Consider the following 12,333-nt stretch of genomic DNA (forward strand, 5'->3'; position numbering starts at 1 on the left):
CTGCTCGACGTCACCCGTATCGCCCTCACGCGCGGCACGCCCGCCGACGACATAGACGTAGACGAGGAACGCCAGCTCGGCGAGGACGCCGATGGTGATGCGCGCCCAGGTGGGCAGGCCGGAGGGTGTGACGAAGCCTTCGATGGCGCCGGACACGAAAAGGACCAGCGCGAGGCCTATCGCCATGCCCAGGGCGGCCCGGCCCTCCTCCGCCAAGGCGGAGCGCCTCGTACGCGGACCCGGGTCGATCAGGGTCCAGCCGAGGCGCAGGCCGGTGCCGGCGGCGACGAAGACCGCCGTGAGCTCCAGCAGGCCGTGCGGGAGGATCAGGCCGAGGAAGGTGTCCAGGCGGCCTGCCGACGACATCAGGCCGATGCCCACGCCGAGGTTGAGCATGTTCTGGAAGAGGATCCAGAGCACAGGCAGGCCGAGGAAGACGCCGAGGATCAGGCAGAGCGCGGCCGCCCACGCGTTGTTCGTCCAGACCTGGGCGGCGAACGACGCCGCCGGATGGCTGGAGTAGTACGTCTCGTACTGGCCGCCGGGGCGGGTCAGTTCCCGGAGCTGGCTCGGGGCCGCGATGGTGGCCTGTACTTCGGGGTGGGTGCCGATCCACCACCCCAGGAGGACCGCGACCAGCGTGGACAGGAGCGCGGTCGGCACCCACCAGTGGCGGCAGCGGTAGACCGCGGCGGGGAAGCTGTGCGCGAAGAAGCGGGTCACGTCGCGCCAGGACGCGCGGCGGGTGCCGGTGACGGCGCTGCGCGCGCGGGCCACGAGCTGGCTGAGGCGGCCGGTCAGCTGCGGGTCCGGGGCGCTCGACTGGATCAGGGACAGGTGGGTGGCCGCGCGCTGGTAGAGGACGACGAGTTCGTCGGCCTCGGCGCCCGTGAGCCGGCGTCGGCGGCCCAGCAGGGTGTCGAGGCGGTCCCACTCCGCCCGGTGGGCGGTGACGAAGACGTCGAGGTCCATCTGCTTTCCTGCTCCCCGGCTGTTCGTCGGCGGTTCCTGGTGGACGTCAGCTTGTCGTACTGCGGCGCGACGCGCCCTCAGCTTGGCAGACTGGCCGCTCAAGGGGCAGGTCAGGGAAGGACGGTCGGCGTGAGTGAGCTGGTGACGGGCGAGGCGGTGGCGCTGGAGCTGCGCCCCGCGAAGCTGCCCAGCAGGGCCCTGGCCGTGCTGCTGGATCTGGTGGTGGCCGTGGTCGCGTACATCGTCGTGACCATCGGTGTGGTGGCCGCGACAGCGTCGCTGGATGAGGCGGCGCAGGCCGCGCTGTCGGTCGGGCTGTTCGTGTTGCTGCTGGTCGGCGGGCCGATCGCGGTCGAGACGCTCAGTCATGGGCGTTCGCTGGGGAAGCTGGCCTGCGGGTTGCGGGTGGTGCGGGACGACGGGGGGCCGATCCGGTTCCGGCACGCCCTGGTACGGGGGCTCATCGGTGTCATCGAGATTCTGCTGACGCTCGGCGTGGTCGCGGTCATCGCGTCGCTCGTCTCCGCGCGCGGGCGGCGGCTCGGTGACGTCTTCGCCGGGACGCTCGTCGTACGGGAGCGGGTGCCCGCGGCGCCGACCGGGTTCGTCCCGCCTCCCCCGCCGTGGCTGGCGGGGCGGTTCTCGGCGCTCGACCTATCGGCCGTGCCGGACGGGCTGTGGCTCTCCGTGCGTCAGTACCTCACGCGGATGCAGACGCTGGATCCGCAGGTGGGCTGGAGCATGGCGCAGCGGCTCGCGGCGGAGGTGGCGGGCCGTACGGGCGCGCCGGTGCCGCCGGGTGTGCCGCCCGCCGCCTACCTCGCCGCGGTGCTGCACGAGCGGCAGACGCGGGAGGCCCGCCGCGCCTTCGCCGCAACGCCTCCGGCCGGTGACCACCCGGGCGTCATTCCCGGCACGATGCCCGTGCCCCAGGAGACCGCGCCCTATCGGCCGGAGCCCGCGGAGCCCTATCGCCCGGTATCTCAAGACCCGCCCGCTGAGGATCGGTCCGGTGATGCCCGGCCGTCGACCGGGTTCGTTCCGCCTGCCTAGGCTCCTCCCCCGGGGCTCCGTCAACTGAACGTCGACGGCGGGGAGTCCAGGTCCTCCAGCTCGATGCCGGGGGCCGCGAGGACCACGTCGCCGGCGATGTGCACGGTGTGCCGTTCGCCGGTGTCCAGGGCGGTGACCTCGTACGCGTCCACGGTCAGGGGGCCGTTGTCAGTGGCGTGTGTTTCGCTGTTCACCAGTGCCCAGGACTGGTCCACGGTGCGGGGGGCGAGGACCGGGTCCGTGAGGGCCAGCAGGCGTACGCGGGTCGCGGAGGCGGAGGGGGTGAGGCGCAGCAGACGGGTGGTGGCGACGAGGAACGCGGGGGACGTCCCGGTGAAGGCGTGGGCGGGCACGTTGCCTTCGGTGGCCTCGGTTCCGGTGGGGTCGGTGCGGACCCAGGTGACGCCTTCGAGGGCCGCGCCGCGGACCTGCCAGTCCCCGGCGTGGAGTTCCAGGCGGAGGGGGCGGCCGAGTGCGTCGAGGGTGAGGTCGACGGAGCCGTTGTCCTGGCCGGCGGGGGTGGTGCGCCGGGCGACGTAGCGCCAGCCGGAGGGCCCGGGGGCGCACTGGAAGTGTTCGTGGGCGAAGGGGGTGTGATCGTGCGGATCGAGGAGCGAATAGCGGCCGCGGGGCATCGGGGTCCTGGGGCTTGACGGGCGGTCCGGTCTCGCGAGCGGTCCGGTCGTGACGGGCTGGTCCGGCCGCGCGGGCCGAGTGTCGTACGCGCGAGGGGCGTACGGGCCAAAGGGGCAGGCCCCCGGCACGGGGGTGCGGGGGCCTGCCTCGGTGGATCGGCTGCTGCCGAGGGAGCGGTGCGCTCGGCTCAGTAGCGGTAGTGGTCCGGCTTGAAGGGGCCGTCGACCTCGACGCCGATGTACGCGGCCTGCTCGGGGCGGAGCTTGGTGAGCTTCACGCCGAGCGCGTCCAGGTGGAGACGGGCGACCTTCTCGTCGAGGTGCTTGGGCAGCGTGTAGACGCCGGTCGGGTACTCGTCGGGCTTGGTGAACAGCTCGATCTGGGCCAGGGTCTGGTCCGCGAATGAGTTGGACATCACGAAGGACGGGTGGCCGGTGGCGTTGCCCAGGTTCAGCAGGCGGCCCTCGGACAGCACGATGATCACCTTGCCGTCCGGGAAGGTCCAGGTGTGGACCTGGGGCTTGACCTCGTCCTTGACGATGCCGGGGACCTTGGCGAGGCCGGCCATGTCGATCTCGTTGTCGAAGTGGCCGATGTTGCCGACGATCGCCTGGTGCTTCATCTTGGCCATGTCCGAGGCCATGATGATGTCCTTGTTGCCGGTCGTGGTGATGAAGATGTCGGCCTTGTCGATGACCTCGTCGAGGGTCGTGACCTGGTAGCCGTCCATCGCCGCCTGCAGCGCGCAGATCGGGTCGATCTCGGTGACGATCACGCGGGCGCCCTGGCCGCGCAGGGACTCGGCGCAGCCCTTGCCCACGTCGCCGTAGCCGCAGACGACGGCGGTCTTGCCGCCGATCAGGACGTCGGTGGCGCGGTTGATGCCGTCGATGAGGGAGTGGCGGCAGCCGTACTTGTTGTCGAACTTCGACTTGGTGACGGCGTCGTTCACGTTGATCGCCGGGAACAGGAGGACCCCGTCGCGCTGCATCTCGTACAGGCGGTGGACGCCGGTCGTGGTCTCCTCGGTGACACCGCGGATCTCGGAGGCCAGCTGGGTCCACTTCTGCGAGCCGTCCGTGATGGTGCGGTGCAGGAGCTCGAGGATGACGCGGTGCTCGTCGGACTCGGCGGTGTCGACGTCCGGGACCTTGCCGTCCTTCTCGTACTCGACGCCCTTGTGGACGAGGAGGGTGGCGTCACCGCCGTCGTCCAGGATCATGTTCGGGCCGCCGGTGGGGCTGTCCGGCCAGGTCAGCGCCTGCTCGGTGCACCACCAGTACTCCTCCAGCGTCTCGCCCTTCCAGGCGAAGACGGGGATGCCCTGCGGGTTGTCCGGCGTGCCGTTCGGGCCGACGGCGATCGCGGCGGCGGCGTGGTCCTGGGTGGAGAAGATGTTGCAGGAGGCCCAGCGGACCTGGGCGCCGAGCGCGGCCAGGGTCTCGATCAGGACGGCCGTCTGCACGGTCATGTGCAGCGAGCCGGTGATGCGGGCGCCGGCCAGCGGCTGGGCCTCGGCGTACTCCTTGCGGATCGCCATCAGGCCGGGCATCTCGTGCTCGGCGAGGGTGATCTCCTTGCGGCCGAACGCGGCCAGGGAGAGGTCGGCGACCTTGAAGTCCTGTCGGTTGTCGACAGTCGTCATTACGAGCTGCTCCTCGGTATCGGGACGAGGGTGGGTACGGCTGTTCTGCGCGGCGGCGGACACCGGTGTGCCCCGAAGAGGGCACAGGCATGCCCGCATGCGCGCAGCGCAGTCGTCGGAGGCCCTCTCTCCCTCGGCCGGTCCGCGGTGGGACCGCCCGACCGCCATCAGCAGCGACGTCTGGCTCCGTTCCAAGCTACACCGGGATGCCCCGCGATCCCCAGCCCGCCTCCGAACGGTTCGCGCCATCCCGGGGCGGCTGCGCAGAAGGGGTGAAGGCCGCGCGGAGGCCGGGGGCGGGAGCGTGCTGGGGGGCGGCCGTCCCTTTCGAGTCGGCCGGGCGGCGGTGCAGGATGCCCCGCAGGTCGGGAGCCCCCGATCGGTCCGTGCGGCATCCGGGACGGTGCGGCACGGGACATGGCGTTAAGGAGATCGACGTGACCAGTCCAGCCGGCCCTCCCCCCACGGGCGGCGGTGGCGAGCAGCGCAGTGTGAGGTTGCTCGCCGTGACCGCGTGCCCGACCGGCATCGCCCACACGTACATGGCGGCCGAGAAGCTCGCGCAGGCCGCCGAGAGCCGCGGCATCGATATGAAGGTGGAGACGCAGGGCTCCATCGGCGCGGAGAACGTCCTCGATGACAACGATGTCGCACTGGCGGACGGCGTGATCGTCGCCGCCGACAAGGACGTGGACCTGAGCCGGTTCGCGGGCAAGCGGGTGCTGACCGTGGGGGTGGCGGAGGGCATCCGGCACCCTGAGCAACTCATCGACCGGGTGCTGTCCGCGCCCGTGCACACGGCCGAAGGCGACCCCACCGCCCCCACCGCTCCCGCGTCCGCCGACGGACGGGAGCGCGGCGCCGGGTACAAGGCACTGATGAACGGCGTCAGCTACATGATCCCGTTCGTCGTGGTCGGAGGGCTGCTGATCGCGATATCGCTGTCGCTGGGAGGGCACACGGACCCGTCGGGCGGCCTCGTCATCCCGGAGGACTCCTTCTGGATGGACGTGAACAACATCGGCGTCATCGGCTTCACGCTGATGGTGCCGATCCTGTCCGGCTACATCGCCTACGCCATCGGCGACCGGCCCGCGCTCGTGCCCGGCATGATCGGCGGCTGGATCGCCGACACCGGGGAGTTGTACGACTCCAAGGCGGGCGCCGGGTTCATCGGGGCCATCGTGACCGGGTTCCTCGCCGGGTATCTGGTGCGGTGGATCAAGAAGGTCAGAGTCCCGAAGTTCGCGCAGCCCATCATGCCGATCATCGTGATCCCGATCGTGGCGACCACGGCGCTCGGGCTGTTCTTCGTCCACGTCATCGGCAAGCCGATCTCCTGGGTGTTCGAGCACCTGACCGACTGGCTCAGCGAGATGGCGGGGACCAGCGCGGTACTGCTCGGCGCGATTCTCGGCCTGATGATCGCGTTCGACATGGGCGGGCCGGTGAACAAGACGGCGTTCCTGTTCGGCGCCGGGCTCATCGCGACCGGCAACCAGACCGTCATGGGCATGTGCGCGGCCGCGATCCCGGTGATGCCGCTGGGCCAGGGGCTGGCCACGCTGCTGCGGCGGCGTCTGTACTCCGAGCAGGAGCGGGAGACCGGGTTCGCCGCGCTGTTCATGGGCTGCTTCGGCATCTCCGAGGGCGCGATCCCGTTCGCGGCGGCACGGCCCGCGCAGGTGATCCCGGCGAACATGCTGGGCGGCGCGGTCGCCGGTGCGATCGCCGGGGTGGCCGGGGTCGAGGACGCGGTGCCGCACGGCGGGCCGATCGTGGCCGTGCTGGGCGCGATGAGCGGGGTGCCGATGTTCTTCGTGGCCGTGGTGATCGGGTCGGTGGTGACCGCGTTGACGACGGTCGCGCTCGTCGACGTGAGTGAGCGCGGGCGGCGGGGCGCGATGGTGCCGGCCGGGGCGGGTGCGGCCGTACCGGAGCCCGTGCCGGTGGGTGCGGGGGCCGGGGGCGCCGGTGGCGCCGTGGAGCGGCCGGTGGAGCCGGCGGGCGCCGCGTCCGCTCCGGCCGAGTCGTCCGCCCCCGTCGAGTCGTCCGCCCTCGTCGAGTCGTCCGCGGGTGGCGCCGGGGAGGTGCTCTCCGGGTATCTGACCGAGCGGACGGTGCGGGTCCGGCTGGACGCCACGGACAAGGCGGACGCGATCCGGGAGATGGCGGCCCTGCTGGCGCGCAGCGGCCGGGTCGTGGACGAGGACGAGCTGGTGGCGACCGCGCTGCGGCGGGAGGAGCAGGGGACGACCGGGCTCGGTGAGGAGATCGCGGTCCCGCACGCCAAGACGGACGCGGTGAGCGCGCCGGTCGTCGGTTTCGCCCGGTCCGCCGAGGGCGTCGAGTGGGACTCCCCGGACGGTACGAGGGCCCGGCTGGTGTTCATGATCGCCGTACCGGAGGCGGCCGCCGGTGACGAGCATCTGCGCATCCTGGCGCTGCTGTCGCGGAGGCTGACGGACGCGGGGTTCCGGGAGCGGCTGCTGGCCGCGCCGGACGAGGCGGCCGTCGTGGAGGTGCTGCGCGAGGTCGGCTAAGGGCTGTCCCGCGCGGAGGGCATGTGCCGAGGGGCCCGCCGGAGGTGTTCCGGCGGGCCCCTCGGGTGAGCGGGTGGTGTCAGTGGTCCGTGTCGTGCGGGGCGGGGCCGCCCGGGGTCGCCTCGGGGTCGGCGCCCTTGGCCGCCTCGGTCTCGCTGTAGATGTCGGGCTCGAGGTAGATGACGCGGGCGATCGGGACGGCCTCGCGGATCCGGGCCTCGGCGGCGTTGATCGCGGTGGCGACCTCGCGGGCCGTGTCGTCGTGCTGGACGGCGATCTTGGCGGCGACGAGGAGTTCCTCGGGGCCGAGGTGGAGCGTGCGCATGTGGATGATGCCGGTGACGGTGTCGCCGTCGACGATGGCGGCCTCGATGCGCTTGGTCTCCTCGGCGCCCGCGGACTCGCCGAGCAGCAGCGACTTGGTCTCGATGGCCAGGACGACCGCGATCAGGACGAGCAGGACGCCGATGCAGAGGGTGCCGACGCCGTCCCAGACGCCGTCGCCGGTGAGCAGGGCGAGGCCGACGCCGCCCAGGGCGAGGACCAGACCGACCAGCGCGCCGAAGTCCTCCAGCAGGACGACGGGCAGCTCGGGCGCCTTCGCGTGGCGGATGAACTCCTTCCAGGACTTCTCGGCGCGCGTGGTGTTGGACTCCTTGATGGCCGTCCGGAAGGAGAAGCCCTCGGCGATGATCGCGAAGACGAGGACGCCGACCGGCCAGTACCAGTGCTCGATCTCGTGGGGATGCTTGATCTTCTCGTAGCCCTCGTAGAGGGCGAACATGCCGCCGACCGAGAACAGGATGATCGAGACGAGGAAGGCGTAGATGTAACGCTCGCGGCCGTAGCCGAAGGGGTGTTGCGGGGTCGCCTCGCGCTGGGCCTTCTTGCCGCCGACGAGCAGCAGGGCCTGGTTGCCGGAGTCGGCGAGCGAGTGCACGCCTTCGGCGAGCATCGACGACGAGCCGCTGAACGCGAACGCCACGAACTTCGATGCAGCGATCGCGAGGTTGGCGCCGAGTGCCGCCACGATCGCCTTGGTACCGCCTGACGCGCTCATGTGTCGCGTTGTCCCTTCGCCTTCGGAGCCTTCGAGCCTTCGTGCCTACGTCGTCCGGGCGTCGTCGGAGAGGGCGCACTGCCCCCGCTCGGCTTTGCCCGGCCTTTGCCGGTGGGCCATTGTCGCAGCCGGGCCGGCACCTGGTCCGCCGGGTCGCCGGATGCCCTCGGTCAGGCGACGACCGTGGCCCGGAACAACGTGCCGACACCGGACACTTCGGCCTTTTCGCCCGCCGGGACGAAGACCGACTGGCCCGGCGTCAGGTCGTGTTCCCCGGCGCGGACGGAACCCGACGTGCAGAGCAGGATCTGCGGGGTCGCGCGGGTGAGGTCGTGGGCGGTGGTGCCCTCCGCCAGGACGTACCGGGAGAGCCGGAACTCGTCGATCGGGGTCTCGTAGACCTCTTCGCCGTCCGGCGCGGCCTCGGGGCGCAGCACTCCGGGGTCGCCCGCCTCGAAGCGGACGATGCGCAGGAGTTCGGGGACGTCGACGTGCTTCGGGGTGAGGCCGCAGCGCAGGACGTTGTCGGAGTTGGCCATGATCTCGACGCCGAGCCCGTTCAGGTAGGCGTGCGGGATGCCGGCGCCGAGGAACAGGGCCTCGCCGGGCTGCAGCCGGACGTGGTTGAGGAGCATGGCGGCGATGACGCCGGGGTCGCCGGGGTAGTGGTGGGCGATGCCGGCGTACGGGGCGTACTCGCCGCCGAGGCGGTCGCAGGCGGCCGCGGCCTCGGCGACGGTGTGGGCCATGGCGTCGCGGTCGGCGGTGAGGACGGCGGTCAGCACCTCGCGCAGGGCCGCCTCCTCGGGGCGGGCGTGCAGCAGGTCGACGTACGGCTTGAGGGAGTCGACGCCGAGGGCGTCCAGCAGGGCGGCCGCCCGGAGCGGGTCGCGGAAGCCGCACAGGCCGTCGAACTCGGTGAGCGCGCAGATCAGTTCGGGTTTGTGGTTGGCGTCCTTGTAGTTGCGGTGGCCGGCGTCCACGGGGATGCCGCGGCGCTCCTCGTCCTCGTACCCCTGCTTCGCCTGGGCGAGGTCGGGGTGGACCTGGAGGGAGAGCGGGGCGGCGGCGGCGAGGAGCTTGAGGAGGAAGGGCAGGCGGGGGCCGAACTTGGCGACGGTCGCCGCGCCCAGTTCACGCTCGGGGTCGGCCTCGATGACCTCGACGAGAGTGCCGCGCGCTGTGCGCGAGGGGGCGCCGGGGTGGGCGCCCATCCACATCTCCGCCTGCGGTTCGCCGGTCGGCTCGACGCCGAGGAGCGCCGGGAGGGCGGTGATGGAACCCCAGGCGTAGGGGCGGACGGTGTTGTCGAGGCGGTCCATGCGGGTTCTGCCTGCTCTCTGTGCGTGCGTGCCGGCGCGTACGAGCGCGGGTCTTCGGTGGGACACGAAGGGGTGGGCGCGAAGGGTGGGACACAAGCGCGCTCAGGGCCTCCGTGTGGTGGTGCGCGCGCCTACGGCCGCCCCGTGCACCCCGGGGACAGGTCTAGGCGCCCGAGGCGAGCGCCAGGTAGACGGCGGCGAAATCCGTGACGGCGATCAGTTCCGCGAGGGTCTCCAGCTCGTCGCCGGGTTCCGGTTCGAGCTCGCTGATCGGGGTGTCGTGGCTGAGGGCCAGGTCGCGGGCGGCGGGCGCGGCGGTGAGGCCGCCGATCGGCCGGTCGCGCAGCAGCACCACGCGCGCGTGCAGCGCCGCGGGCTCCTCGACGCGGTCCCGGAAGAAGTCGTCGGGGTCGGCGCTGGCCGCGAGCCGGCCGGCGAGCAGGGCGCTGTGCGCGGAGAGGGCCTCGGGCAGTTCGGCGACGAGGGACGGGTGGCCGGAGAGCTCGGCGAGCGCGGCGGCGAACCGGCGGCCGGCCGGGCCCGCGGACACGCCTTCCGTCCACACCAGCGGCAGCGCGTCGGCGAGTTCGGCGGCGAGCGTCTTGGCCGGGTTGCTGTACGTGGCGACGGCGGGCCCGCAGCGCTCGGCGACCAGGTCGAGGCGGTCGGCGACCTTCTGCACGACGTCGGGCGGGGCCGCGACGATCCCGGTCCGGTCGAGCAGCGCGAGGAGGGGGGTCAGCAGCGCCCACAGCACGCCGGGCGAGGAGGCGGCGAGCGGGGTGTCCGACTCGTACGGCGCCGTCGCCATCGGCACGAACAGGCCGTGGCTGTTGGGCACGGCCTCGGCGAGCGGGGAGCCGGCGGGGGACACGGCGACGACGGTGCAGCCGCGGCGGTAGGCCTGCTCGGCGAGCAGCGACAGGCCGGGTTCGCTGCCGTCGGGGGTGGCGATCAGCAGCAGGTCGACGGAGCCGGCCCAGCCCGGCAGCTCCCAGCGCAGGGCGCCGCCCGCGGGGGCGACGCCGGTGGGCGCGAGGCGGGTGACGGGGCTGGTGGCACCGGCGAGTGTGCCGAGGAGGTCGGCGACGCAGATGGCGGCGGCGCCGGGGCCCGCGATCAGGAGGGCGCGGGGGCGGCCGTCGGGCTTGAGGTCGTGGACACCTGCCTCGGCGGCGTGCCGGGCGGCGGTGCGGACGCGGGCGCCGGCCTCGGCCGCGCCGCGCAGCAGGGCACGGCGATCGGCCTCCGCGAGCGCTTCCGGCGCGTCGAGCAGCGATTCGTCGAGCATGGGCGGAAGGCCTCCGATCGCCGGGTCTTCTGGCGGCTCTGTCGTGCCGGTGCGTCGGTGCGGTGCTTCGTGCGGGAGTCTTCGTCCGCTGCCGCCGGGGGTCCGAAGGACCCGGCGACGGCCGCGGGGTGGTGCTACGCGGGGCGGCGGGCCTCGTCGACGAGGAGGACGGGGATGCCGTCGCGGACGGGGTACGCCAGACCGCAGTCCTGTCCGGTGCAGACCAGCTCGGTGTCCTGCTCCTCCAGGGGGGCGTGGCAGGCCGGGCAGGCGAGGATCTCCAGGAGGCCGGCTTCCAGCGGCATGGCGGGTCCCTTCTGGGGCGGGTGTCGGTGGTGCGTGGGCGTGTGCGGATGTGCCTGGTCAGCGTACCGCCGGTGGGGGCGGCTCGCGGGCGCTGCCCTGCGGGGCGGCCGGGGCCGCCCCGCGCGCGGGGGTCAGGCTCTGATGATGGCCAGGGCCTCGTCCCGCACCTTGGCCATCGTGGCCTGGTCACGGGCCTCGGCGTTGAGCCGCAGGAGGGGCTCGGTGTTGGACGGGCGGACGTTGAACCACCAGTCCGCGGACGTCACCGTCAGGCCGTCGAGGTCGTCCAGCGTGACGCCGTCCTGTCCCTCGTAGGCGGCCCGGATGGCGGCGAGGCGGTCCGCCTGGTCGGCGACGGTGGAGTTGATCTCGCCGGAGCCGGCGTAGCGGTCGTACTGGGCGACGAGCCCGGACAGGGTGCCGTCCTGGCCGCCGAGCGCCGCGAGGACGTGGAGGGCGGCCAGCATGCCGGTGTCGGCGTTCCAGAAGTCCTTGAAGTAGTAGTGCGCGGAGTGCTCGCCGCCGAAGATCGCGCCGGACGCCGCCATCTCGGCCTTGATGAAGGAGTGCCCGACGCGGGTGCGGACGGGCGTGCCGCCGTGCTCGCGGACGACCTCGGGGACGGACCAGGAGGTGATCAGGTTGTGGATGACCGTGCCCTGCCCGCCGTACCGGGCGAGTTCGCGGGCGGCGACGAGGGCGGTGACGGCGGACGGTGAGACGGGCTCGCCGCGCTCGTCGACGACGAAGCAGCGGTCGGCGTCGCCGTCGAAGGCGATGCCGAGGTCGGCGCCCTCCTCGCGGACCCGCTGCTGCAGGTCGACGATGTTCGCCGGGTCCAGCGGGTTCGCCTCGTGGTTCGGGAAGGTGCCGTCCAGCTCGAAGTACATCGGGACGACGTCGAGCGGGAGGCCCGCGAAGACGGTCGGCACGGTGTGGCCGCCCATGCCGTTGCCCGCGTCGACGACGACCTTCAGGGGGCGGATCGCGGTGAGGTCGACGAGGGAGCGCAGGTGCGCCGCGTAGTCCTCCAGGGTGTCCCGGCGCGTGACCGTGCCGGTCGTGGCGGCCGGGGCGGGGGCGCCCGAGTCGGTCCACTCCTCGACGAGGGCGCGGATGTCGGCGAGGCCGGTGTCCTGGCCGACGGGGGCGGCGCCGGCGCGGCACATCTTGATGCCGTTGTACCGCGCCGGGTTGTGCGAGGCGGTGAACATGGCGCCGGGCAGGTCCAGCGCGCCCGAGGCGTAGTACAGCTGGTCGGTGGAGCACAGGCCGATCTCGGTGACGTCCACGCCCAGCCGGGCCGCTCCGCGCGCGAAGGCGGCGGACAGACCGGGCGACGAGGGCCGCATGTCGTGGCCGGTCACGATCGCGCTCGCGCCGGTCACCCGCGCGAAGGCCGCGCCGAACAGCTCGGCCAGCGGCTCGTCCCACTGGTCCGGGACCACTCCGCGCACGTCGTACGCCTTGACGATCTGCGACAGATCAGCAGCCACGGGCAACCC

The 12,333-nt window shown here is 72.7% G+C and carries 10 protein-coding genes (1 of these 10 cut by a window edge); 2 read left to right on the forward strand and 8 right to left on the reverse strand.

Annotation, left to right across the window (positions count from 1 at the left end):
• Nucleotides 1–972 carry the 5' portion of a stage II sporulation protein M gene (locus F8R89_RS14295; protein WP_151784334.1) on the reverse strand. Its footprint begins 36 nt before the window's first position, so 972 of the gene's 1,008 nt are visible here — the first part of the coding sequence; the start codon lies at nucleotides 970–972; the stop codon falls past the left edge of the window.
• A gap of 129 nt (nucleotides 973–1,101) precedes the next feature.
• Between F8R89_RS14295 and F8R89_RS14300 the strand changes: the two genes are divergently transcribed.
• Nucleotides 1,102–2,025, forward strand: a complete 924-nt coding sequence (locus F8R89_RS14300; RefSeq protein ID WP_151784335.1) for an RDD family protein — start codon at nucleotides 1,102–1,104, stop codon at nucleotides 2,023–2,025.
• A 20-nt stretch (nucleotides 2,026–2,045) separates the two neighbouring features.
• Here F8R89_RS14300 and F8R89_RS14305 read toward each other — a convergent pair whose 3' ends face one another.
• Together F8R89_RS14305 and ahcY are read right to left on the reverse strand one after the other, a co-directional pair.
• A complete protein-coding gene (locus F8R89_RS14305) occupies nucleotides 2,046–2,660 on the reverse strand; it encodes a hypothetical protein (RefSeq protein ID WP_151784336.1) in 615 nt (204 codons plus the stop codon).
• Nucleotides 2,661–2,848: 188 nt separating this feature from the next.
• Nucleotides 2,849–4,306, reverse strand: a complete 1,458-nt coding sequence (gene ahcY / locus F8R89_RS14310; RefSeq protein WP_151784337.1) for an adenosylhomocysteinase — start codon at nucleotides 4,304–4,306, stop codon at nucleotides 2,849–2,851.
• A gap of 437 nt (nucleotides 4,307–4,743) precedes the next feature.
• Here ahcY and F8R89_RS14320 point away from each other — a divergent pair, with 437 nt between their 5' ends.
• Nucleotides 4,744–6,849, forward strand: a complete 2,106-nt coding sequence (locus F8R89_RS14320) for a fructose-specific PTS transporter subunit EIIC (RefSeq protein WP_318841299.1) — start codon at nucleotides 4,744–4,746, stop codon at nucleotides 6,847–6,849.
• A gap of 79 nt (nucleotides 6,850–6,928) precedes the next feature.
• On the opposite strand, the gene F8R89_RS14325 is transcribed toward F8R89_RS14320, so the two are convergent.
• From F8R89_RS14325 to F8R89_RS14345, 5 genes are all read right to left on the reverse strand, one after another.
• Entirely contained in the window at nucleotides 6,929–7,909 is a 981-nt protein-coding gene (locus tag F8R89_RS14325; protein ID WP_151784340.1) for a cation diffusion facilitator family transporter, read from the reverse strand.
• A gap of 170 nt (nucleotides 7,910–8,079) precedes the next feature.
• Nucleotides 8,080–9,231 carry a mannose-6-phosphate isomerase, class I gene (gene manA, locus F8R89_RS14330; protein WP_151784341.1) on the reverse strand — a complete coding sequence of 384 codons (1,152 nt, stop codon included), beginning with the start codon at nucleotides 9,229–9,231 and terminating at the stop codon, nucleotides 8,080–8,082.
• Nucleotides 9,232–9,394: 163 nt separating this feature from the next.
• Nucleotides 9,395–10,522: an SIS domain-containing protein gene (locus tag F8R89_RS14335; RefSeq protein WP_151784342.1), complete on the reverse strand. Its 1,128-nt coding sequence runs from the start codon at nucleotides 10,520–10,522 to the stop codon at nucleotides 9,395–9,397.
• Between the two features lie 134 nt (nucleotides 10,523–10,656).
• On the reverse strand, nucleotides 10,657–10,827 hold the full coding sequence (locus tag F8R89_RS14340) for a Trm112 family protein (protein WP_078883827.1): 171 nt from the start codon (nucleotides 10,825–10,827) through the stop codon (nucleotides 10,657–10,659).
• Between the two features lie 132 nt (nucleotides 10,828–10,959).
• Entirely contained in the window at nucleotides 10,960–12,324 is a 1,365-nt protein-coding gene (locus tag F8R89_RS14345; protein WP_151784343.1) for a phosphomannomutase/phosphoglucomutase, read from the reverse strand.
• Nucleotides 12,325–12,333: the final 9 nt, after the last annotated feature.

Source organism: Streptomyces sp. SS1-1 (assembly GCF_008973465.1).
Lineage (GTDB): Bacteria > Actinomycetota > Actinomycetes > Streptomycetales > Streptomycetaceae > Streptomyces.

Coding starts and splice junctions, on each gene's coding strand:
- F8R89_RS14325 (WP_151784340.1), bottom strand. CDS start 7,909: ATGAGCGCGTCAGGCGGTACCAAGGCGATCGTGGCGGCACTCGGCGCC.
- manA (WP_151784341.1), bottom strand. CDS start 9,231: ATGGACCGCCTCGACAACACCGTCCGCCCCTACGCCTGGGGTTCCATC.
- ahcY (WP_151784337.1), bottom strand. CDS start 4,306: ATGACGACTGTCGACAACCGACAGGACTTCAAGGTCGCCGACCTCTCC.
- F8R89_RS14305 (WP_151784336.1), bottom strand. CDS start 2,660: ATGCCCCGCGGCCGCTATTCGCTCCTCGATCCGCACGATCACACCCCC.
- F8R89_RS14335 (WP_151784342.1), bottom strand. CDS start 10,522: ATGCTCGACGAATCGCTGCTCGACGCGCCGGAAGCGCTCGCGGAGGCC.
- F8R89_RS14340 (WP_078883827.1), bottom strand. CDS start 10,827: ATGCCGCTGGAAGCCGGCCTCCTGGAGATCCTCGCCTGCCCGGCCTGC.